23 protein-coding genes and 1 pseudogene are annotated in these 22,131 nt (G+C 61.6%); 13 read left to right on the forward strand and 11 right to left on the reverse strand.

Features of this window, described 5'->3' with window-relative positions; translation table 11 throughout:
- Window positions 1-235: 235 nt before the first annotated feature.
- Together QTA57_RS16535 and QTA57_RS16540 are read right to left on the reverse strand one after the other, a co-directional pair.
- Window positions 236-658 carry a hypothetical protein gene (locus QTA57_RS16535; protein WP_290152567.1) on the reverse strand — a complete coding sequence of 141 codons (423 nt, stop codon included), beginning with the start codon at window positions 656-658 and terminating at the stop codon, window positions 236-238.
- Between the two features lie 67 nt (window positions 659-725).
- A complete protein-coding gene (locus QTA57_RS16540) occupies window positions 726-1,349 on the reverse strand; it encodes a class I SAM-dependent methyltransferase (protein ID WP_171558406.1) in 624 nt (207 codons plus the stop codon).
- An 83-nt stretch (window positions 1,350-1,432) separates the two neighbouring features.
- On the opposite strand from QTA57_RS16540, the gene QTA57_RS16545 reads away from it, so the two are divergent.
- The 7 genes from QTA57_RS16545 (at window position 1,433) to QTA57_RS16575 (ending at window position 7,852) form a co-directional block, all read left to right on the forward strand.
- A complete protein-coding gene (locus tag QTA57_RS16545) occupies window positions 1,433-2,323 on the forward strand; it encodes a LysR family transcriptional regulator (protein WP_290152570.1) in 891 nt (296 codons plus the stop codon).
- A gap of 170 nt (window positions 2,324-2,493) precedes the next feature.
- A complete protein-coding gene (locus tag QTA57_RS16550; RefSeq protein ID WP_290152571.1) occupies window positions 2,494-3,027 on the forward strand; it encodes a tetratricopeptide repeat protein in 534 nt (177 codons plus the stop codon).
- A 207-nt stretch (window positions 3,028-3,234) separates the two neighbouring features.
- Window positions 3,235-4,206, forward strand: a complete 972-nt coding sequence (locus QTA57_RS16555; RefSeq protein WP_290152573.1) for a FliG C-terminal domain-containing protein — start codon at window positions 3,235-3,237, stop codon at window positions 4,204-4,206.
- A gap of 51 nt (window positions 4,207-4,257) precedes the next feature.
- Window positions 4,258-5,271 carry a ligase-associated DNA damage response exonuclease gene (locus QTA57_RS16560; RefSeq protein ID WP_290152575.1) on the forward strand — a complete coding sequence of 338 codons (1,014 nt, stop codon included), beginning with the start codon at window positions 4,258-4,260 and terminating at the stop codon, window positions 5,269-5,271.
- Window positions 5,268-5,951, forward strand: a complete 684-nt coding sequence (lepB, locus tag QTA57_RS16565) for a signal peptidase I (protein ID WP_290152576.1) — start codon at window positions 5,268-5,270, stop codon at window positions 5,949-5,951. Before QTA57_RS16560 ends, lepB begins: the two co-directional genes overlap by 4 nt.
- Window positions 5,948-7,540 carry an ATP-dependent DNA ligase gene (locus tag QTA57_RS16570; RefSeq protein WP_290152578.1) on the forward strand — a complete coding sequence of 531 codons (1,593 nt, stop codon included), beginning with the start codon at window positions 5,948-5,950 and terminating at the stop codon, window positions 7,538-7,540. The genes lepB and QTA57_RS16570 overlap by 4 nt, the downstream gene beginning before the upstream one ends.
- Before the next feature lie 129 nt (window positions 7,541-7,669).
- A complete protein-coding gene (locus QTA57_RS16575; protein WP_145210189.1) occupies window positions 7,670-7,852 on the forward strand; it encodes a hypothetical protein in 183 nt (60 codons plus the stop codon).
- On the opposite strand, the gene QTA57_RS16580 is transcribed toward QTA57_RS16575, so the two are convergent.
- The 5 genes from QTA57_RS16580 to QTA57_RS16600 all read right to left on the reverse strand — a co-directional run bounded on the left by QTA57_RS16580 (window position 7,849) and on the right by QTA57_RS16600 (window position 12,303).
- On the reverse strand, window positions 7,849-8,268 hold the full coding sequence (locus tag QTA57_RS16580) for an HIT family protein (RefSeq protein ID WP_290152579.1): 420 nt from the start codon (window positions 8,266-8,268) through the stop codon (window positions 7,849-7,851). The genes QTA57_RS16575 and QTA57_RS16580 overlap by 4 nt on opposite strands.
- 72 nt (window positions 8,269-8,340) lie before the next feature.
- Window positions 8,341-9,120: a gamma-glutamyl-gamma-aminobutyrate hydrolase family protein gene (locus tag QTA57_RS16585; protein WP_290152582.1), complete on the reverse strand. Its 780-nt coding sequence runs from the start codon at window positions 9,118-9,120 to the stop codon at window positions 8,341-8,343.
- A 110-nt stretch (window positions 9,121-9,230) separates the two neighbouring features.
- Window positions 9,231-9,608, reverse strand: coding sequence for a RidA family protein (locus QTA57_RS16590; protein WP_290152584.1), 378 nt, complete (start codon window positions 9,606-9,608; stop codon window positions 9,231-9,233).
- On the reverse strand, window positions 9,605-10,030 hold the full coding sequence (locus QTA57_RS16595; RefSeq protein ID WP_290152586.1) for a GlcG/HbpS family heme-binding protein: 426 nt from the start codon (window positions 10,028-10,030) through the stop codon (window positions 9,605-9,607). Before QTA57_RS16595 ends, QTA57_RS16590 begins: the two co-directional genes overlap by 4 nt.
- 137 nt (window positions 10,031-10,167) lie before the next feature.
- Window positions 10,168-12,303 (reverse strand): malate synthase G, encoded by a 2,136-nt coding sequence (locus tag QTA57_RS16600; RefSeq protein ID WP_290152587.1) that lies wholly within the window; start codon window positions 12,301-12,303, stop codon window positions 10,168-10,170.
- Between the two features lie 181 nt (window positions 12,304-12,484).
- On the opposite strand from QTA57_RS16600, the gene pepN reads away from it, so the two are divergent.
- Window positions 12,485-15,085: an aminopeptidase N gene (gene pepN / locus QTA57_RS16605; protein ID WP_290152588.1), complete on the forward strand. Its 2,601-nt coding sequence runs from the start codon at window positions 12,485-12,487 to the stop codon at window positions 15,083-15,085.
- Here pepN and QTA57_RS16610 read toward each other — a convergent pair.
- Window positions 15,082-15,819 (reverse strand): heparan-alpha-glucosaminide N-acetyltransferase, encoded by a 738-nt coding sequence (locus QTA57_RS16610; protein WP_290152591.1) that lies wholly within the window; start codon window positions 15,817-15,819, stop codon window positions 15,082-15,084. The genes pepN and QTA57_RS16610 overlap by 4 nt on opposite strands.
- Window positions 15,820-15,945: 126 nt before the next feature.
- Between QTA57_RS16610 and QTA57_RS16615 the strand changes: the two are divergent.
- Window positions 15,946-16,820, forward strand: a pseudogene (locus QTA57_RS16615) (1-acyl-sn-glycerol-3-phosphate acyltransferase).
- A 53-nt stretch (window positions 16,821-16,873) separates the two neighbouring features.
- Window positions 16,874-17,284 (forward strand): hypothetical protein, encoded by a 411-nt coding sequence (locus QTA57_RS16620; RefSeq protein WP_145210213.1) that lies wholly within the window; start codon window positions 16,874-16,876, stop codon window positions 17,282-17,284.
- On the opposite strand, the gene QTA57_RS16625 is transcribed toward QTA57_RS16620, so the two are convergent.
- Both QTA57_RS16625 and QTA57_RS18480 read right to left on the reverse strand, forming a co-directional pair.
- Entirely contained in the window at window positions 17,281-18,066 is a 786-nt protein-coding gene (locus QTA57_RS16625; RefSeq protein WP_290152594.1) for a transglycosylase SLT domain-containing protein, read from the reverse strand. The genes QTA57_RS16620 and QTA57_RS16625 overlap by 4 nt on opposite strands.
- 105 nt (window positions 18,067-18,171) lie before the next feature.
- Window positions 18,172-18,471 carry a hypothetical protein gene (locus tag QTA57_RS18480; RefSeq protein ID WP_330696728.1) on the reverse strand — a complete coding sequence of 100 codons (300 nt, stop codon included), beginning with the start codon at window positions 18,469-18,471 and terminating at the stop codon, window positions 18,172-18,174.
- A 653-nt stretch (window positions 18,472-19,124) separates the two neighbouring features.
- On the opposite strand from QTA57_RS18480, the gene gatB reads away from it, so the two are divergent.
- Together gatB and QTA57_RS16640 are read left to right on the forward strand one after the other, a co-directional pair.
- Entirely contained in the window at window positions 19,125-20,636 is a 1,512-nt protein-coding gene (gene gatB, locus QTA57_RS16635) for an Asp-tRNA(Asn)/Glu-tRNA(Gln) amidotransferase subunit GatB (RefSeq protein WP_290152597.1), read from the forward strand.
- A gap of 85 nt (window positions 20,637-20,721) precedes the next feature.
- Entirely contained in the window at window positions 20,722-21,105 is a 384-nt protein-coding gene (locus QTA57_RS16640; RefSeq protein WP_290152599.1) for a DUF4177 domain-containing protein, read from the forward strand.
- On the opposite strand, the gene QTA57_RS16645 is transcribed toward QTA57_RS16640, so the two are convergent.
- Window positions 21,102-21,359: a BolA family protein gene (locus tag QTA57_RS16645; protein WP_290152601.1), complete on the reverse strand. Its 258-nt coding sequence runs from the start codon at window positions 21,357-21,359 to the stop codon at window positions 21,102-21,104. The genes QTA57_RS16640 and QTA57_RS16645 overlap by 4 nt on opposite strands.
- 76 nt (window positions 21,360-21,435) lie before the next feature.
- Between QTA57_RS16645 and QTA57_RS16650 the strand changes: the two genes are divergently transcribed.
- Window positions 21,436-22,065 carry a DnaJ domain-containing protein gene (locus tag QTA57_RS16650; RefSeq protein WP_145210227.1) on the forward strand — a complete coding sequence of 210 codons (630 nt, stop codon included), beginning with the start codon at window positions 21,436-21,438 and terminating at the stop codon, window positions 22,063-22,065.
- Window positions 22,066-22,131: the final 66 nt, after the last annotated feature.

The raw sequence follows: 22,131 nt of genomic DNA on the forward strand, positions 1-22,131 counted from the left end.
TTTTCTGCTGGGATTATGCGGAATGCCGCCGAGCGGCCCGCATTGGCGCTACTCTTTCAGGCCGCAAGGGGTGGCACTCTGGCTCAATTCGTTTGGACCTATAGCTGTCAGCGTCGGCGCTGGCACTACTGCCACGCAACGCCCCGCAAAGCCCGTATCTCCTGGAACTGAAATGGGTCGCTGATTTCGGCGGGCACCATCATGCGCCCCCCTGAGACCTGCCGGTCCGCAGATTTCATCCGGTGGCGGCACCCCCACCTGACCCCTTCATCAACCGATCCGCCTTTTTACGCACCAAGACGCTGCGCAGATCATGCATCGCAAGCAAGAGCCGGTCTGTCACATCCTCTAGGTCCTCATCAGAGGCTCGGCTTTGCGCCCAATGCGTCGTCAGGTTCAGATAGTCGACTGCCCGATGGATATCGTCGATGTCGCGATCCGCTAGGACCGCGCGGCGCTCCTCCATCCACTCGGCAATCACGGATTGCTCTTCGTCGGTCAGAACGTGCTCGCCATGGGGCTTCACATTGCCGTTGCGGATATTCACCGCGGCAATCTCCTGCATCTCGATCCGGCGTTGGCGGTTCTCGGTATCGACCCGAAACACCGCCGCGCCGTTTTCGCGGATGCGGAAATAATACTCTGGTAGCTCTGACATCGCCTGCACCCTGCCCGTTTTCGCCAAACTATGGAGCGGCGCGAGCGGTGTCAAAGGCCGATGAGGTTCAACGGTCCGGTTTCCGGGCCACCACAAAGCGGCTGATTCCACCGGTCGGATGGGTGTCGGTCTCGACCAGTTCGAACCCAGCCCCTGCGATCACATGCTCCACATCTGCCCCCGACAGGAAGGCGACAAACGGCGCCTTACCGATAGCTTGCATCGCCCAGATCACCGGGCGCAGATACCATTTCCCACGCAAGCACACGGTTTTGGAGATGAAATACCCGCCGGGTTTCAGTTGCGCATAGGCCTGCGTCACGCCAGCGTTCATGTCCTCCAGCAGATGCAACAGATTGTAGGCCAAAACCGCATCATAGGGTGGTGTGCCAATTGTGTCTGCATCCGCCTCGGCTTGGACCACGTCGAGATTTTTCAGACCCGCGTTCCAGACCTTCTCGCGGCCGATACCGACCATCTCAGCCGAGATATCGCTGGCGGTGTACTGAGCGACCAAAGGCGCCAGAAGGATCGCGGTCGACGACGTACCGGCGCCAATCTCCAACACATGATCACCCTCACGCAGATAGCTGCGGGTCCGCGCCATCGTGTGCTCATAGGCTTCCATATTTTTGATCGGGGATTTCGCATAGCGCGCGGCGGTACGGTCCCAAAATGTCATACTGTCCATAATGTGCTCCTTTCGGCGCCACCTACCCAGGTTCCCATTCAAAAGAAATTGCATATTTTTGTACTTATTATATGCATTTTTGCATGGATTGGCGATCGATCTCCTTCGACTGGAACCAGGTCCGGGCGTTTCTGGCCACGGTCGAAGAAGGCTCGCTGTCCGCCGCAGCCCGTGTTTTGGGTCAGGCGCAACCAACTCTTGGCCGCCAAGTCACCGCGTTGGAAGAGGCGCTTGGTGTGACCCTTTTTGATCGGGTCGGCAAAAGCTTGGTCCTCACACCCTCCGGTGTCGATCTTCTCGACCATGTGCGTGACATGGGCGAGGCCGCGACCCGGATATCTCTTGCCGCCGCCGGACAGTCGCAAGAGATCGCGGGCGATGTGCGGATCTCGGCCGCCGACTCCACTGCGGCCTATATCCTGCCCGACATTCTGGCAGACCTGCGCGCGCAAGCGCCCGCGATCCGCATCGAAATCAGCGTTTCCAATGAAATCAGCGACCTGCGTCGTCGAGAGGCCGATATCGCGATCCGTCATGTCCCCCCAAAGGAGCCCGATCTGGTGGCGCGTAAATTACCGGGCAGCATGGGTCATCTATATGCTGCGCCGTCTTATCTGGCGCGTTATGGCCGCCCGCAGACCGTCGATGATCTGATCGATCACATCTTTATCGGGGTCGACCAGACCGACCGCATGATTGAGGTCTTGCGCCAACACGGGTTGAACCTCGGCCACACCAATTTCCCCCTTCTCTCCTCGAACACCGTCGCGATTTGGGAAATGGTCCGAAAGGGCCTCGGAATCGGGATCATGTCCGAGCAGATTGCCAGCAGAACCGAGTCTGTCGAAAAGATCGACCCGCCGGGATTTCTGCCAATCCCAGTGCCCGTCTGGCTCACCACGCACCAAGAGCTGCATACCAGCCGCCGCATTCGCCTTGTCTTTGATTTCCTTGTGGAGAGGCTTTCGGCCTAATCACATGCGGGGGACATGGTTGCGTGTCGGCGCCTCGCGCCCCCGAGTGTCATGAGGCGGAAGCGCAAATCGGCTGCTGCAGCCCCAAAAGACCTGATACCATCCAAGATGGGACCCGATTCCTCGCGCCGTGGCGCCCGACATATCTTGAGAAAGGGAGACCTCACGCCATGTATCGCGCCTTTCTATTGGCAGTCGCAGTCGGCCTGCCGGGTCAGGCTCTCGCGGTCGGTCCAGATGATAGCCCGCCAACCCCGACCGAAACGACGATGACCTGCGATGAAGGGTTTATCTGGGATGGTGTGATCGGTCGCTGCGTGGTGATCCGCGAAAGCCGGTTGGGCGATGAGGCTCTTTACGAGGCCGCCCGCGAGTTGGCCTATGCCGCGCGCTATGGCGATGCCATCGCCGCGCTAAACCAAATGTCGAACCAAGACGATAGCCATGTGCTGACCATGCTCGGGTTCACCCACCGCCAAGCCGGGCGTGTGGCTCTTGGGCTGGCCTATTATGACCGGGCCATAGACGTCGACCCGGATAACCTTTTGGCGCGATCATATCTTGGCCAGGCGCATGTGCTGGCCGGGCGTTACAATCTGGCGCGGCAAGAACTGGACCAGATTCGCAATCGAAATGGCGCCGGCACATGGGCAGAAACCACACTGGCCCAAGCCATCGCCACCGGCCAAACCACAGATTACTAGGGAAATTCTCTATAAATCTGGCCGATTTCCACGCTGCTGAGGAAACCTGGGCTTAACCCTGAAACGGGATGCTGCATCATAGGTGGGACAATGGGGTAATGGGGCAATGCAATGCTGCGGGATTCCGATTTGATAGATGACCCGGTCGCCGAAGGGGTCGGCGGGCGGTTGAGAGTGCGAAAGTTGAGCTCCGGACAAAAGGCGGCCGTGATCGTTCGGCTGCTTCTGTCCGAAGATGTGGCATTGGCGTTGGACCGGTTGACCCCGCAACAACAAGAACGCCTCGCGCGATATATGGCCACGCTCAGCCATATCGATCGCGTGACATTGGCCAGTGTCGTGCAGGAGTTCACATCCGCGCTCGACAATCTCGCGCTCACATTTCCGGACGGTCTGCCGGACGCGCTCGCTTTGTTGGAGCCATATCTCTCCTCCAACGCCCGCGACGGCTTGCTGGCCGAGGCGAACGCCAATGCTCCGGCTGATCCGTGGGCCCAACTCGCGGAGCTGGATGATGAGGAGCTCACACCGCTCATCGCCCAAGAAAGTGCCGAAGTGTGCTCAATCTTGCTCTCAAAGCTCGACGTCGCGCGCGCCGCGACCCTGCTTGGCAAGATGCCCGAGGATCGGGCCGAAGTGATTGCCCATGCCGTTTCGCTCACCGGCACAGTCTCCCCCGAAATGGTGGACCGGATCGGCGCGACCTTACTTACCCAGCTTGAAAACAAACCCAAGGCCGCCTTTAACGACAGCGCTGTCGACCGGATCGGCGCAATCTTGAATGCCGCTTCAGGCTCGATCCGCGACGCCATCATGGACGGGCTTGAAACGCGCGACGCCAGCTTTGCCGAAGCCGTTCGCAAGGCGATCTTTACCTTTGACCATATTCCAAAGCGCCTGAAACCGACGGATGTGCCCAAGGTTTTGCGCCAGATCGACCCGGAAAGAACCGTCGTCGCCTTCGCTTCGGGCATGGTGGAATCCCCCATCGCCGTCGAGTTCCTGTTCGAAAACATGTCAAAACGGATGGCCGAACAACTGCGCGAAGAGGCCGAAACATTCGGCACGCCCCGGCTTAGAGAGGGCGAGGCGGCGATGGCCGAAATTGTCACTGCGATCCGCGAATTGCAGGAGGCCGGTGTAATCACATTGATCCCGCAGGACGAGGAAGAGGAGTAGCCGCCGCCCGTCTCGCGCCCTATCTTGGATCGGGCAACGGAAAGGCAGCGCATGGTCCTCACCTTCACCGATCGTGGCATCTACTGCCCGGCAGGCGATTTCTATATCGACCCCTGGCGACCGGTGGAGCGCGCCTTGATCACCCATGGCCATGCCGATCATGCGCGCGCCGGTCACCAAGCCTACCTGGCAACCAAGAGCGCAGCCCCGGTTCTGCGCCACCGGTTGGGTGATATTCCCTTAAAAACAATCACCTATGGCGAGACCCGCCAGATCGGCGGCGCAACCGTCAGCTTTCACCCCGCCGGCCATGTCCCGGGCTCGGCCCAGATCCGTGTCGAGGTGGCGGGCGAGGTTTGGGTCGCGTCGGGTGATTACAAAACCATTGATGACGGGCTGTCGGAACCGTTCGAGCCCGTCCGCTGCCACACATTCATCACTGAAAGCACCTTTGGACTGCCGATCTATAGCTGGCCCGACCAAGCCAGCTTGGCGCAAGAAATCAACGCCTGGTGGGCGGAAAATGCCGCCGCCGGGCGCGCCTCCTTCTTGGGATGTTATTCCCTTGGCAAGGCGCAGCGGGTCTTGCGCCTGCTGGACCCGGCCATCGCCCCGATCCTGACCCATGGCGCGATTGAGGCGACCAATCAGGTGATCCGCGCCCAGGGCCTGTCTCTGCCGGAGACGACCCATGTCACCCCCGATCTCGACGCGAAAGCCTCTCCCGGCGCGATGGTCATCGCCCCGCCCTCGGCGCTCGGCTCGGCCTGGATGCGCCGCTTTGGGGCGGCTTCGACCGGCTTCGCCTCGGGCTGGATGCGGCTTCGCGGTGTGCGCCGCCGCCGCGCCGCCGACAGGGGCTTTGTGATCTCGGATCATGCTGACTGGAATGGGCTGAACGCCGCCGTTGAAGCCACTGGTGCAGAACGGGTTTTTGTCACCCACGGCTATACCGCTCAGTTCTCTCGTTGGCTGACCGAACAAGGTTATGACGCGGGCATTGTTGAGACCGATTACGGCGGTGAAACGCTTGATGACACACAGGATGCGGAGGTCACCGAATGATCCGGCAATTCGGCCTCGCCCTGACCCTGATGGTCACCGCAGCCCCCGCACTCGCACAAGAGTTCTGCTTCTGCCTGCGCTGCACCATCGGCACCCATCGCAGCTTCTCCCCGGAAACCGAGGCGATGTCGCCCACCGTGCCCCGCGGCCTCTGCACCGTGTCTGAACGCATCTTCCCCGGCGCGGCCGACCCGCAGCTTGGCGACGTGATCCTCTACACCCATCAGACCCAAGGCCGGATCGAGATGGCGCGTGTCATCGCCCTGCCCGGCCAGACCGTTCAGATGATCGGCGGCCTTCTCCATATCGACGCCACGCCAGTGACGACAACGCCCCTCCCGCCACTCACCATCCAGCGCCGAGCGGACGCCACCGGTGCCTTGCCCACCTGCCCTGCCGAGACACCTGACACCGCTCCAACATGTGACATCCCGCAAAACCTGGAAACGCTGCCCAACGGTGCCAGCTATCCGATTCTGAACCTGACCGAGGGGCATCGCTTCGATGATACACCCCTGCTCACCGTCCCAGAGGATCACGTCTTCACCCTTGGCGATCATCGCGACCTCGCGCGCGACAGTCGGGTCAGCCTCTCGCGCGGTGGGCCCGGCTTCATCGGTCTGCATCTGATCCTCGGCACGTTGGAGACCCCCGTGCCCTATCAGACAGCGCCCGAATGAACCGTTTCGCCGCCCTCTTCACCGCGCTGGACCAAACCACCAAAACCAGCGTCAAGACTGCGGCCCTCGCCGCCTATTTCCGCGACGCGCCCGATGATGACAAACTCTGGACCATCGCGCTGCTCTCTGGCCGCCGACCACGCCGAACCGTGACCACAACCAAACTCCGCGAATGGGCCGCAGAAGTGGCCGACATCCCGCTATGGCTGTTCGAGGAGTGTTACCCCGTCGTGGGCGATCTCAGCGAGACCATCGCGCTCGTGCTGCCCCCCGCGACCCAGACCAGCGACCACTCGCTCACCCATTGGATCACCACCCTCCGCAGCCTCGACAAGGCGGAGGAAGAGGAGAAAAAGGCCGGGATCACAGCGGCTTGGGATCAGCTGCCGCCAACAGAGCGTTTTGTGTTCAACAAACTGATCACCGGCGGTTGGCGCATGGGGGTGAGCCAGAAACTGATGACCCGGGCGCTGGCCCAGGCCACGGGTATGGATGAACCCGATCTGACCCATCGGCTGATGGGCAATTGGACGCCCGAGACCACCAGCTATCACGCCTTGATCGAGACGCCGGACCCGAACGCCGATCTCTCCCGCCCCTACCCGTTCTACCTGGCCTATCAACTGGATGGCGCGCCCGAAGCCCTCGGCCCGGTCAGCGATTGGCTGGCCGAGCGGAAATGGGATGGTATTCGCGGCCAGTTCATCTTGCGCGAAGGACAGCATTTCCTCTGGTCGCGCGGCGAAGAGCTGATGACCGATCGCTTTCCGGAATTGGCGCAACTGAAGGACTTCCTACCTGATGGCACGGTGATCGATGCAGAGGTCTTGGCCTTCGCCGATGAAAAACCGCTGCCCTTTGCCCGGCTGCAACCCCGGATCGGCCGCAAAACCGTGCCGAAAAAACTGCTGGCCGAGGTCCCGGTGATCCTGATGGCCTATGACCTCTTGGAAAAAGACGGCGTCGATATCCGCGCGCAGCCCTTGGCGGATCGCCGCGCCGCGCTGGAGACGATCATCGCCGATCTGCCGCCTGGGTCGCCGCTGCGCCTCTCCGCAGCTGTGCCGGCAACCGACTGGCCCGATCTGACCGCCGCGCGCGAGATCAGCCGCGAGGTGGGCGCCGAGGGTCTGATGCTGAAGCGCCTATCCGCGCCCTATCTCTCGGGCCGAAAGAAAGGCGATTGGTGGAAATGGAAAGTCGATCCGCTGACCATCGACGCGGTGATGATCTATGCCCAAGCCGGATCGGGCCGCCGCGCGACGCTTTACACCGATTTCACCTTCGCGGTCTGGAAGGGTAATGATCTGGTGCCTTTCACCAAGGCCTATTCCGGCCTAACCGACGCCGAGTTTCGCGAAATCACAGCTTGGGTGCGCAAAAACACCCTGGAACGGTTTGGCCCGGTCCGCGCGGTCACCCCGCAACATGTGTTCGAGATCGCGTTTGAGGGCATTCAGGCCAGCCCGCGGCACAAATCCGGCGTCGCGCTCCGCTTCCCCCGCATGGCCCGCTGGCGCAAGGATAAGCCCGTGCAAGAGGCCAATACCTTCGAGGATTTGCAAGAGATGTTGCGGCTCTACGGCTAGCGTCTCAACCCCCAAGCCGAGATCGGCAAAGACACGCTGGCAACCGCACGCCTTGCCCGAAACCCCCAAAACTATGCTACACTGAATCCCCGAGGGACCTTCTCAACACCAAAACAGGAGGAGAGACCAATGAAGATGAACGAAATCATCGCTTATGCCCGCTCACTCTATCGCGCCCATGGCGACAGAGCGGAAGCCGAGGCGGCGCAGCGGGTTCTGGTCGAGGAAGCCGCCGGTCGCGCAGACCAGGCCGAAACCTGGCGTCGCATTCGCCGCGCGATTCATGAGGCCAGAGGGCCCCGCGCCACCTAACCGGCCAAGGCGTCGCGGATTTTCTCCGCATGCGCCGCGATCACCGCGTGGTCGCCCATCTTGCCCGGCGGGCGCAGCGACACGCCCGCGTGGCGGGGTAAGATATGGAAATGCAGGTGGAACACCTCCTGCCCGCCTGCCGCCTCATTGAACTGCTGCAGGGTCACGCCCTCGGCCTCGAACGCCGCCATGACCGCATGGCTGATCTTCTGAACCGTCGCCATGCAGGCCGCCAATTGCTCCGGCGTGGCATCAAGGATATTCCGCGCCGCGCTGCGCGGGATCACCAAGACATGCCCATCTGCGCGCGGCATGATATCCATCAAAGCGACGGTGTCGTCATCTTCATAGACCCGCTCGGATGGCAGATCGCCGCTGAGGATTTTCGCAAAAACATTGTCTGGATCATAGGTCATTCATGCAGCCCTCGATGTTCAAGCCTCGGCCCAATCCGACCGTTTGGCTCAGACATAAACCAACGATAGAGCTTAGGCCACATCCGCGACCGAAACCGGGCGGCGCCCCGCCGCCCAAGCCGCCGCCGCCGCGCCAAACGCCTCGAACAAGGGGCGCGAGACCGGGTCTTCGGCGGCGCGATATTCCGGATGCCACTGCACCGACAGTGTGAAACCCGGCGCATCTGCCACATAGATCGCCTCGGGCGTGCCATCATCGGCATGGCCATCAATGATCACCCGAGAGCCGGCCGTCTTGATCCCCTGCCCATGTAGCGTGTTGGTCATCACCTCACGTGCGCCCATCAAGCGATGGAACGGGCCACCTTCCGTAAAGGTCACTTTGTGGCGGATCTCGAATTTCTCATCGAGCGTCCCGTCGGGTGGCATCCGATGGTTCATCCGCCCCGGCAAATCCCGGATCTCTGGGTAAAGCGTGCCGCCCAAGGCCACATTGACCTCCTGGAACCCGCGACAGACGCCCAAAATCGGCTGTCCGCACGCGACACACGCCCGGATCAGCGGCAAGGCCACGGCATCCCGCGCCCTGTCGAACGCGCCATGGGCTTCGGTCTCTGCCTCGCCATATTCCTCCGGGTGCACATTGGGCCGCCCGCCGGTGAACAGAAACCCGTCACAGGTCTCCATCAACTCCTCGGTCGAGACAAAGCGCGGATCGGCCGGGATCAACATCGGCATGCCGCAGGAGACCTCGGCAATCGCGGCGGAGTTCATCGTCCCACCCGCATGGGTCGGATATTCATCATTGATCAGGTGATGATTGCCGATGATGCCAATCACTGGGCGGGCCATGGTACCTCCGTCGCGCGTTGGCCTTCTATATAAGCCATCGACGCGTGAGGAAACCCGCAGCCGTCGCAGATTCCGCTGTGCATCTGCGCACCTGCCCGCAAATTGGGCACTTACGGCAGCCGTGCGGTGACTTCGATCTCGATTTTCATCCGCGCGTCCTGAAGGCCCGCAATGATCATCGTCGCCGCTGGCCGCGCCGCCCCCAGCCAAGCGCGGGTGACCGGCCAACAGGCCTCCCAATCACTGCCATCGGGCAAGATGTAATTGACCCGCACCACATCCGCCATTGAGGCGCCGGCCTCCGTTAACGCCTTGTCGATATTGCGGAAACACTGTTCGGACTGCACCGCAACATCGTCACTGATCTCCATCGTGGCATAATCAAAGCCGGTGGTTCCGGCGACGAAGACCCACCCGTCACAGACAACCGCCCGCGAATAGCCGATCTCCGCCTCAAATGCCGACCCTGAGGAGATCCGCCGCTTCACGCAGCGCCCTCAAGACCCGCCGCTGCGATGCCCGCCAGGGCCGCTTCTGCGTCATTGTCCGAAGTGTCACCTGTCACGCCAACGGCACCAATCACCGCGCCAGCGCCGTCTTTCACCAAAACACCGCCTGGTACCGGGATCATTTTGCCGCCCAATGCGCCATTGGCCGCCGCGATGAAATAGGCCTGTTCCTCGGCCCGCGCCATCTGCGCAGACCCCGGCATGCCCAACATCACCGCGCCATAAGCCTTCCCGCGCGCAATCTCAAACCGCCCCGGGCTCGCACCATCTTCGCGCTCAAACGCCAACACATGACCGCCCGCATCCAGCACCGCCACCGACAGGGGCTTCAACCCCATCGCACGGCCCTTCTCCAACGTACCGCGCACCACCGCCCGCGCCTGGTCCAGTGAAATCATCATCTCATCTCCTTCAAGGTCGTCTCAGACGCCCTGCCTTCTCTGCTTCATAAATATCCCCGCCGGAGGCAGCCGGTCAAAGACCGGCCAGCGCCTGCCAAGGGCTCCCGAATGGGGGCACGCGGCGGGCGCTCCCCCGCTCAGGCCGCTTTCTTCTGCAACCGCCGGGCATGCAGCACCGGCTCGGTATAGCCGCTCGGCTGGACCCGGCCCTTGAAGACCAAATCACACGCCGCGGCAAACGCCACGCCATCGAACCCCGGGGCCATCGGCTCATAGAGCGCATCACCGGCATTCTGACGGTCAACCACCTCGGCCATCTTACGCATGCCCGCCATCACCTGCTCTTCGGACACAACCCCATGATGCAGCCAGTTCGACAGGGCTTGCGAACTGATCCGGCAAGTCGCGCGATCCTCCATCAACCCGACATCATGAATATCCGGCACTTTCGAACAGCCAACGCCCTGATCCACCCAGCGCACCACATAGCCCAGAATGCCCTGAGCGTTGTTTTCGATCTCCTGGGCAATTTCATCTGCGCTCAAGTTCCGCCCATCCATCACCGGAATGGTCAACAGGTCGCTCAAACTGCCCCGCGCACCGCCAGATTTGATCTGATCCTGCACCGCAAACACGTCCACCTGATGATAATGCGTCGCGTGCAAGGTCGCCGCCGTCGGGCTCGGCACCCAGGCGCAGTTCGCGCCGGCTTTCGGGTGGCCAACCTTCTGTTCCAGCATCGCCGCCATCAAATCGGGCATCGCCCACATGCCTTTGCCGATCTGGGCTTTGCCCTGCAACCCGCAGGCCAGCCCGATATCGACATTCCGATCCTCATAAGAGCTGATCCAAGCCGTTGATTTCATGTCACCCTTCGGCAACATCGGTCCGGCTTCCATCGAGCTGTGAATCTCATCGCCCGTCCGGTCCAGGAACCCGGTATTGATGAAGGCCACCCGGTGTTTCGCCGCCCGGATACACTCCTTGAGATTCGACGAGGTGCGCCGCTCTTCATCCATGATCCCGAGTTTCACTGTATGCTGCGGCAGACCCAAAGCCGCCTCCACCCGCGTGAAAATCTCATCGGCAAAGGCCACTTCCTCCGGCCCATGCATCTTCGGCTTCACCACGTAGACCGACCCTTTGACCGAATTCCGCGCGCCCTCGGTTTTCTGCAGGTCATGGCGCGCAATCAGCGTGGTGATCATCGCATCCATCAGCCCTTCGAACACCTCATGGCCATCGCCGTCCAGGATCGCCGGATTGGTCATCAAATGCCCGACATTCCGGATCAGCATCAGCGACCGGCCTTTGAGCGTGACCGTTTCGCCCGCCTTCACGCAGGTGCGATCTGCATTCAAAGCCCGGGTGAAGCTTTTGCCGCCCTTTTCAACGGTTTCGGTCAGGTCGCCCCGCATCAATCCGAGCCAGTTGCGATAGGCCACAACCTTGTCGGCGGCGTCGACACAGGCCACCGAGTCCTCGCAATCCATAATCGTCGACAGCGCCGCCTCCAGCAGCACATCGTTCACGCCTGCCGGATCGACTTTCCCGATCGCGCCATTCCGGTCGATCTGCACCGCGATATGGAGCCCATTATGACGCAGCACCAGCTCGGTCAGCGTTCCATCCTCGGCGTGGTTGGCGCCGACGAACTGCGCCGGGTCGGCCAGCGCCGGGGTCATGGCATCGCCCGCAACCGCATAGCCCGTCACATCCGCATGGCTGCCATCGGCCAAGGGCGCGGCCTGATCTAAGAAGCCTTTCGCCCAGGCGATCACGCGATCCCCCCGCGCCGGGTCATAGCCACCGGCCTGCGGCAGATCCCCCATCGCATCGGTGCCATAAAGCGCATCATAAAGGCTGCCCCACCGCGCATTGGCAGCGTTCAGCGCATAACGCGCATTGGTGATCGGAACGACCAATTGCGGCCCGGCGATCTCTGCAATCTCCGGATCGGTATTGCCAGTCTCGATGGCAAACTCCGCCCCCTCGGGCACCAGATACCCGATCTCGCGCAGAAACGCCTCATAAGCCGCCGCATCATGGCCCTGCCCGCGCCGCTCACGGTGCCAGGCATCGAGTTGCTCTTGCAAGGTCTCACGGGTCTCGAGAAGGGCGCGGTTTTTCGGCGTTCCCCAAGCCCAAAGCCCGGCAAACCCCTCCCAGAACGCCTCTGGCGCAACACCTGTCCCCGGCAGCGCCTCGGCCTCCAGGAAATCCACCAATTCAGCCGCAATCTGCAGCCCAGCGCGTTCAACCCGCTCGGTCATGCTGTCCCCTCTCTTCGCAATGCATCTCGGTTTCCGCGCACTTAGCGCGAAACCCACCCAGAGGCAAGAAAACCGGTCAACTCCTTTTACCAATACGAGAAAACATCGCCGACATACGGTGCTGGACGCCGCCCCGGCGCTGGCCTACCGTCCGCCAAAACCGCTCAAACAAGGACGTCCCGTGACAGACGCTGCCCCGCAACCGATCCATCTTTCCGACTATCGCCCGCCCAATCATCTGGTCGATGAAGTGGCGTTGACCTTTCGTCTCGATCCTAAAGCGACGCGCGTGCGGGCCCGGATCGCCTTTCGCGCCAACCCGGACGGCGTTGATGGGGCCGACCTGACCCTTGATGGCGAAGATCTGAAACTGATCTCGGCGGCCATCGACGGGACGCCGCTCGATGCCGCACAGTATGTTCAAACCGAGACTGGCCTAACGGTACCTGCCGCCCATTTGCCGGGCCCGGCCTTCATCTGGGAAGCCGAGGTGGAGATTGCGCCCGAGGCGAATACCGCCCTCGAAGGGCTCTATATGTCCAACGGGATGTATTGCACGCAATGCGAGGCAGAGGGCTTTCGCAAAATCACCTATTACCCGGATCGGCCCGACGTCATGGCGCCCTTCACCGTCACAATTGAAAGCGATCTCCCGGTGATGCTGTCCAATGGCAACCCGGGTGATGCGGATTTTTCGAAAAATCCGGCTGGAAACCGAGCGGTTTCCAGCACCACGTGGCACGACCCATGGCCCAAACCCGCCTATCTCTTCGCCCTGGTCGCGGGTGATCTGATCGCTGTTTCGGACACCTTCACCACGATGGAGGGCCGCGACGTTGCGCTCAACATCTGGGTCCGGCCCGGCGATGAAGATCGCTGCGATTACGCGATGGACGCGCTGAAACGGTCGATGATCTGGGATGAACAGGTCTATGGCCGCGCCTATGACTTGGATATTTTCAACATTGTTGCCGTTGATGACTTCAATATGGGCGCAATGGAGAACAAAGGCTTGAACATATTCAACTCTAAATATGTCCTGGCCTCGCCCGAAACCGCCACAGATCGCGACTTCGACTTCATCGAACGGATCATCGCGCATGAGTATTTCCACAACTGGACGGGCAACCGGATCACGTGCCGAGATTGGTTTCAGCTTTGCCTGAAAGAAGGCCTCACCGTCTTCCGCGACCAACAATTCACCGCCGATATGCGCTCAGCCCCCGTGAAGCGGATCGAAGACGTCCTGACGCTGCGCGCGCGGCAGTTCCGCGAAGATGCTGGCCCTCTGGCCCATAATGTCCGCCCGGAAAGCTATATCGAAATCAACAACTTCTACACCGCGACGGTTTATGAGAAAGGCGCGGAGGTGATCCGCATGCTGCGCCTCCTCGTCGGGCCAGAGGCCTATGATGCCGCGCTGAACCTCTATTTCGACCGGCATGATGGCCAAGCCTGCACCATCGAGGATTGGCTCAAGGTGTTCGAAGACGCCACGGGCCGCGATCTCGGCCAGTTCAAACGCTGGTACACCCAAGCGGGCACGCCGCGGATCCATGTCAGCGACCGATTTAAAGACGGCACCTATACGCTCCACCTTCGGCAAGAGGTGCCGCCCACGCCGGACCAACCGGAGAAATCCCCGGCGGTGATCCCGGTCGCATTTGGCCTTTTGGCACCCGATGGCACGGAAACACACCCGACCCAGGTGATCGAACTGGCTGAAGCGGAGGCCGAGATTGTGGTTGACGGGCTTGATGCCCGCCCCATCCCGTCGATCCTGCGGGGCTTCTCTGCGCCGGTGATCTTGGATCATCAGCCAAGTTTCGAGGATCGCGCGCTGCTTTTGGCGTTCGACACCGACCCGTTCAACCGGTGGGAGGCCGGGCGCAGCCTGGCGCGCGAGACGCTATTGGGCATGTTGGCCGATGGTGCAACGCCACAACCGACCTTCCTGGATGGGTTGGCGCGCCTGGCCGCCGATGACAGCCTCGATCCCGATTTCCGGGCATTGGCTTTGGCCCTTCCTTCAGAGGATGACCTTGCGCAAGGCGCCGTCGATGCCGGGATCGTGCCAGACCCGCTGGCGATCCACAGCACGCGCAAGACCCTGCGCCAGGCGATCGGGTCGCATCTACAGCCAGTGCTCGATACCCTTTACGCCGAAATGGACCCTGGCCCCAACTATAGCCCCGAGGCCAGCCAAGCGGGCAAACGCGCCCTCCGCAACACGGCTCTGGCGCTCACCGCGCATCTGGATGGCGGGGCCCGCGCAAAGGCCCATTACGATGCGGCCAGCAACATGACCGATCAACTGGCCGGGTTCGCCAGCCTATTGGAGCTTGGCGACGCCGAGATTGCCACGCGGTTCCATGATCAATGGCAAGGTGACCGGCTGGTGATGGACAAATGGTTCACCTTGCAAGTGAGCCTCGCCGCTCCGGATCAGGCCGTGGCCATCGCCGAAACCCTCACCGCGCATCCGCTTTTTGACTGGAAAAACCCCAACCGGTTCCGCGCTTTGGTCAGTGGGCTGGCCGCCGGCAACCCGGCGGGGTTCCATGACCCCTCCGGCGCAGGCTATGTCTTCCTGACCGACTGGCTCATCCGGCTTGATCATCTCAACCCGCAAACCGCCGCGCGGATGTCCACCGCCTTTGAGACCTGGCGCCGCTATGACGCCGATCGGCAGGCCCTGATCCAGGGCCAACTCGCGCGGATCGCCGACACTGAAGGCCTCAGCCCCGATCTCTCGGAAATGGTCGCGCGGATGCGCGGCTAGCGGATCACCTGGGTCACCAGCCACAGCCCAGAGATCAGCACCGGCTGGTGGACCAAGTACAAGATCAGCGAATGCCGCCCCGGCCACGCCAAGAACCGGGCGGTGTGCCCCGGCACATGCGGGCGCGGCATCCAGCCCGAACGATCGACAAACCGCGTCATCGCCAGGCCAACCAAAAACGGCGCCAGCCACGGAAACACCGGCTCATAGTCAATCGTCGGTGGCCAACTCGTGCCCAGCCCGGTCCAATAGAACCAGGGCGCATTGAACATCTCGAACCGCACATATTGCGGCAGGAAAAACACGCCGATTGCCACCGCAAGAGTGACCAAAACCGGCAGCCGCAGAAACGCCAAACCGATCACGCTGCACAGCGCGATGGAATGCAAAATGCCAAAGAAAACAAAACTCTGCGGCATAACCACATAGGTCGCCACAGAGATCAATGCCGCCGCGCCGCCAACCATCGCAATCCGCCGCCAGAACGCAGGCCAGCGGATGCCGCGCCCATGCGCCAACCACAGGCTTACCCCCGCCAGGAACAAAAAACTGCCCGCAACCAGCTTGGCAAAGAGCGCCCAGCCGCCAGTGACCGCCGTCTCTGGCGGCACATAGCCGAACAGCGCCAGATCGAAGGTGAAATGATAGATCACCATGCCCGCGAGCGCCGCCGTGCGGGCCAAATCCAAGGCCACGATCCGGCCTGGAACGCTGATTTCCGATTGTGCTGTCATCTCATCTCGCTCTTGCGCGCCCTACTCTAGCGGCCCGTCAACGATCCGCCACCCTATATCCGCTGATCGCCGCTCACGGGGCTCTATCGTCATGGCCGCGTCATACAAAGGGTGTTTTTGCGCCTTATGACCATCGCGGCTCGCACCGATCCTTTGATTGCCGAACGGGCACCTTGGCTGTTCTCCGACAGGCCCGGGACGCGGCACGTGCGCGCCGTGCTGAACATGCTTTTGGCCTACAATCGCACCTTGGATTTGGGCGAGACACTGAGCCCTTTGCCGATGCCAGAGATCATGGCTCGTTTGGCCGATCTGATCGCGCAGGATGTCACCGTTCGGGGCTCGCCCATATCCCGACGGTGGGGCCCGCGCTGATCGTCGCGAACCACCCGACCGGGATTGCCGATGGGATTATCCTGCACCATCTCATCGCCCGGCGCCGCAATGACAGCTTCATCATGGCAAATGCGGATATCCTGCGCGTCTTACCACAGATGGCCGATCTCATCCTCCCGGTGGAATGGCGCACTGAGAAACGGTGTTATGCCAAAACCCGCGCGACGATGCACGGGCTGCATCGCGCGCTGGACGCGGGGCGGATCGGCGTGATCTTCCCCTCGGGGCGGCTCGCCAAACGCCACGGTTTGCGCCTGCAGGAGCGCCCGTGGATGGGTTCAGCGGCAATGATCGCCCGGAGATTCGAGCTTCCGGTGATCCCGGTTCACATCTGCGCCCGCAACTCCGCCTTGTTTTACGCCTTCGATGCGCTGCACCCCAGCTTGCGCGACATCACGCTCTTTCATGAAACGCTGAACAAGGCCCGCCAACCGTTTCGCATCAATATAGGCGCGGCCATCCCGCCCAGCGCCTTAGCTGCCGATGGCCCATCCGCGATCGAGATGCTGCGCGCCCGAACCCTGGCGTTGGGCGGGCGTGAGCGGACTCACGGGTTTTCTCTGCTGCGGGCCAGCCGCCCCATCTTTGGCCAAGGTTGGGCCTAAGCTTTCCCCAGACACGCCACATTGCAGGCTCAATACTTTCTTATGCAACGGCCATGACCAGTGACTTTGAATATCGTGCCCGTCCGGGCAATCTTGCCTTGAGTGCCACGGCCTTTGGAGTCCTGGTATTATTGACCGCTTTTCTATGGCAGTCCGTGCCGGGGTTAGTGCTGTTGTTGCTGATCCCCGCGCTCTGCGTCTGCTTCTGGCAAATCGTTGTAACCCCGGTTTATGGGCTGCATTTATCCCCCGAGTGCTGGCATATCTTTGAAGGTCCGCGCGACCGCAGCCTGCCCGCGCGATCGATCGCGCATCTGCGTGTCTGCGACCGCGATGGCCCGACGCGATGCACCATCGTGATGACCGATGGGACCGAGGTGAAGCTGCATCACATGGCTGTGCCCGACCCGACCGTGTTGATCCGTGAAGCCACCAATCGCGGGGTCCCCGTGCGCGAGGGTTAACCCGCTTCTGCAAGACCCGCGAAAGGTTCAGGTCGCCGCATCGGCAAAACTGGCTCTGGCACCAGCCCGACCGGTCGGATTTGCGGCCGTGTTGGTGGACGGCAATAATCTTGCTGACGCACCCAATTCCGCATCTCTTCGCGCTTCCGCCGCGAATGAAACGGCCCCCAATCCGCCGCCACACCGCGCATCCCTTCCGAGACCACCCCGTCGCGCGGCACAGTGATGGCCATGATCCGAATGCCACACCGCAGATTGGCTGCGCCATCCAGCAGCGCCTGGCCCGACCGCACCTCGCAATTGCGCCAGCGCGCCGTGCCGGGCGCGATCTGCACCAGGCCGAACCAGCGCCCGCCGCCGCCGACCGCTCGCGGCCGATGGGTGCTTTCATGAAAGGCCAGCGTCGACGTAAGCCCGGCCCAAAAGGCCGCGCGCTGCGCCCGATCCGCCGTTTCATAGGCCGGGCACCAGGCCTCGATATCTTCGGGCACCACATCCATAAGACCGGCGCCATGCCCTCTGAGCGCGCCCATGACGGCAAGACTCCATCGTGCACCACGCGGGTGGCCATCCCACATCATATCGGGCATCGCCCATTCCGGTCGCGATAGCGGCCGCAGGCTCACCCGTGGCGCTTGGGTCTCGGGTTCGACCGGTTCAAGAAACTCGGATTGCGGCGTCAAAGTCATCGCGCCAACCGTGACAGTTGGCCCGGCCTGAGCCGCCGCCATGCCTGGCAACAACCCGAAAACAAGAACGTAACAAGTGTCGCGTAAGCGCATAACCTGGCCCCCTCCAGATAACACGGACCTCAGGGTGACGATGCGTTAGCCATTGCGCAAGCCCGTGAGTTGCCCGATTCGGGAAACAATCCACAGGGCTGTGGATTACTCCTGGCAGTAGCTTTGCTGCGACACCCAGGCCCGCATTTCCTCGCGCTTGTTGCGCATGACCATTGGCCCCCAATCAGCGGCAACACCACCGCCGCCAGCGGAGATCACACCGTCGCGCGGCACGGTCGTGGACCAGATGCGCAGGGCACATTGCAAATTGGCCTCGCCATCTTGCAGCGCAGCTCCACTGCCCGCGCCGCAGCCATAGCCGCGCGCGGTCGCCGGCGCGATCTGAACCAGGCCAAACCAACGGCCCCCACCGCCCACCGCTTCCAGGCCGCCACGTGCTTTCATGCTTGGCCAAAGCGGACAAAAGTCCGGTCCAAAACGCCGCGCGCTCCTGCACGCTGGCCTCTGGGTAAGCGGGGCACCAGGATTGGATGTCGCCCGGTACGGTTTCTGTCAAAACAGCCGCGTCTGTGGCCAGCATTTGCAGCGATGCATCGGTCCACAATCGCCCCTCCGGTCGGAAGTCCCACCGCATCGGGGGCGGCATATCAGTTGTTGAAACGTCCGGCGTGGCCGACACGCAGCCCGACAGGCCGACACAGGCCAGCAAAACCATAGCAAAGACACGCACTAGATTGGACCCCAAACGGAAACAATGAGCAGGCCGACTAATCTGCCCGGTCGGGCAGAGTGGCACAAGGGGCTTTGCAGATTTGGGCCAATATCCGCCGGGACAAGGGCGGAACGCGGTCGGTTCCGCGGGTCGGCTCTGGCACATCTCACCTTTAATTGTGGACCAGACCAGCGGACCTCATTTGTCTTGATCATCGACTGTCCGAAAACTCTAGACGGACCCTTGCAAATGACCAACAACCGTCGGCGCGCGGCGCTCAAAGACCTGACCGTGATCTGTCGCCGCGCGGCCAACACATCCAACCGCCCCTTGCCCGTCTCGCCCGGCTCGCTTAAACCCGCTTCGACCGATGCGGAGGCCCCCCATGCTCGACCTGACCTACGAGACCCCGAAACCCAAAGTGATCCCCGGCGCCAAGCAGGACTGGGAACTGGTCATTGGGATGGAAGTGCATGCCCAGGTCTCGTCTAACGCGAAGCTGTTTTCCGGCGCGTCCACATCTTTCGGTGCGGAACCCAACTCCAACGTCGCTTTCGTCGACGCGGGCATGCCGGGCATGCTGCCAGTGATCAATGAATTCTGCGTCGAACAGGCCGTCCGCACCGGTCTGGGCCTCAAAGCGGAAATCCATCTGACCTCCGCCTTTGACCGCAAGAATTATTTCTACCCCGACCTGCCCCAGGGCTATCAGATCAGCCAGCTTTACCACCCGATCGTCGGCGAGGGTGAAGTGCTGGTCGAGATGGGCGACGGCACCGCGCGGCTTGTCCGCATCGAGCGCATCCACCTGGAGCAAGATGCGGGCAAATCGATCCATGACATGGACCCGGCGATGTCCTTTGTCGATCTCAACCGCACCGGTGTGGCGCTGATGGAGATCGTCTCCCGCCCCGATATCCGGGGTCCCGAAGAGGCCGCGGCGTACGTCACCAAACTGCGCCAGATCCTGCGCTATCTCGGCACCTGCGACGGCAATATGCAGAACGGCAACCTGCGCGCGGACGTCAATGTCTCCGTCTGCCCGCCCGGCCAGTACGAGAAATATCAGGCGACCCAGGATTTCAGCCATCTGGGCACGCGCTGCGAGATCAAGAACATGAACTCCCTGCGGTTCATACAGCAAGCCATTGATTTCGAGGCCAAACGCCAGATTGGCATCCTGGAAGCGGGCGGAGAGATCGACCAGGAAACCCGCCTCTATGACCCCGACAAAGGCGAAACCCGTTCCATGCGCTCGAAAGAAGAGGCGCATGATTACCGCTATTTCCCCTGCCCCGACCTCCTGCCGCTGGAGATCGAACAGGCCTGGGTCGACGGTATCGCCGATACGCTGCCCGAGCTGCCCGATGCAAAGAAGGCCCGCTTCATCGGCGATTTCGGCCTATCGGATTATGACGCTTCGGTGCTTACCGCCGATACGGACTCAGCGGCCTATTTCGAAGCCGTCGCCTCGGAAACCGATGGCAAACTCGCCGCCAACTGGGTGATCAACGAACTCTTCGGACGCCTGAAGAAAGAAGACCACGACATCACCGAAACGCCGGTCACGCCCACCCAGCTCTCTGGCATCATCAAACTAATCCAGTCCGGCGATATCTCCGGCAAAATCGCCAAGGACCTGTTCGAGATCGTCTATACCGAAGGCGGCGACCCGGCAGAGATCGTCGAGGCGCGCGGCATGAAGCAGGTCACCGACACCGGCGCCATCGAAGCCGCCGTAGATGTGATCATCGCCGCCAACCCCGACCAGGTTGAGAAGGCGAAACAGAACCCGAAACTCGCCGGCTGGTTCGTCGGCCAGGTGATGAAAGCGACGGGTGGCAAGGCCAATCCGAAGGCCGTGAATGAGATCGTGTCCGGCAAGCTTGGACTTTGAAAGCTTGGCCAAGCAGAACGCGAGCGCTCGTGCACGTTGCTAACTGGTCAATTTGAGGCCAGCCCAAAACTGATTTGAGGGCATTATGATCCGATATGAATACAAAGTGGTGCCTGCGCCAGATAAAAGCTTGAAGACCAAGGGGATAAAGGCCAATGCCGACCGGTTCGCGCATACCCTTGAAACCCTGATGAACGAGGTCGGCGCAGATGGTTGGGAGTATGTCCGCGCCGACACCCTGCCCGTGACCGAACGCGCGGGCCTGACCAGCAGTCAGACCGTCTATCGCAACGTTTTGGTTTTCCGTAGACCCCTTGAGGAGAAGGTCGCTGAGCCCGCACCGGAGCCGGTCTTGATCGAAGCGCAGCCCGAGCCGGAGCCAACCAATCTTATCGAAGAAGACAGCGCCCCAAACCTCGACACGCCCGAGGCCGTCGAGGAAGAGACCGTCACGACCGACAGAGGCTAGCTGCGGATATCCAGAGACAGCGCGTGAATCTCTGCCATCAGTTCCTTACCCAAAGCGTCATGCACCGCGCGGTGCTGCGCGATCCGGCTCAGGCCTTTGAAGGCATCGCTTTGAATAGCCACGTTAAAATGGCTCTCTCCGCCTTCCTGATACCCGGCATGACCGCGATGGCTTTCGCTGTCATCAACCACTTCAAGCAGGACAGGATCAAACGCCTCGCTCAGCCGTGACTGGATTTTCTCGGTTCGCGTCATTATTTTCGCCTGCTCCCTCTTCACCTCACCGACCAAAACTCTAAACTGGCTGCTCCGAGTCGAAAAGGCACTTCCGATGACCGACAAAGACCCGTTCAATTTCGACCTCCGCGTCTCGACCGACAAAAAGAAACGTCGGGGCGGCCGTCGGGGTATGTCTGGCGCGTTTGAGACGTCGCAGCGGGTTTGTGAACACCCGGGCTGTGAAGAACCGGGGCAATATCGCGCGCCCAAATCGCCCGATGTGCTCGACGATTTCCTGTGGTTCTGCCGGGAACATGTGCGGGAATACAACTTGAAGTGGAACTTCTTTGACGGCACGACCGAAGCCGAGATGGAAGCGCAGCTTGACCGGGATCGCGTGTGGGATCGGCCCACAAAGCCGTTCAAGCAATCGGCCGAAGAACGGGCATGGGCGCGGCTCGGTATCGATGATGCGCATCAGGTTCTGGGCGGCAACGCCACGCAAAACCGCGGCAAATCGATCACCGGGACGCGAAAGCTTCCGCCGACGGAGCGTCGGGCCCTCGATATTCTTGAGGCCAAGGACCATTGGGCCAAGGCGGAGATCCGCAAGAGCTACAAAGCCCTGATCAAAATCTTGCACCCTGACATGAATGGCGGTGACCGGACCGACGAAGACCGGTTGCAAGAGGTCGTCTGGGCCTGGGACCAGATCAAAGAAAGCCGGAATTTCAAAGACTAACGGCACCTCGCGCTCGCTGTATCTTTGCTTCATACCCCTCGCCGGAGACGTCGACCGTTGCTGCAA

It is taken from the genome of Fontisubflavum oceani, from assembly GCF_030407165.1.
Taxonomy (GTDB): domain Bacteria; phylum Pseudomonadota; class Alphaproteobacteria; order Rhodobacterales; family Rhodobacteraceae; genus Rhodophyticola; species Rhodophyticola oceani.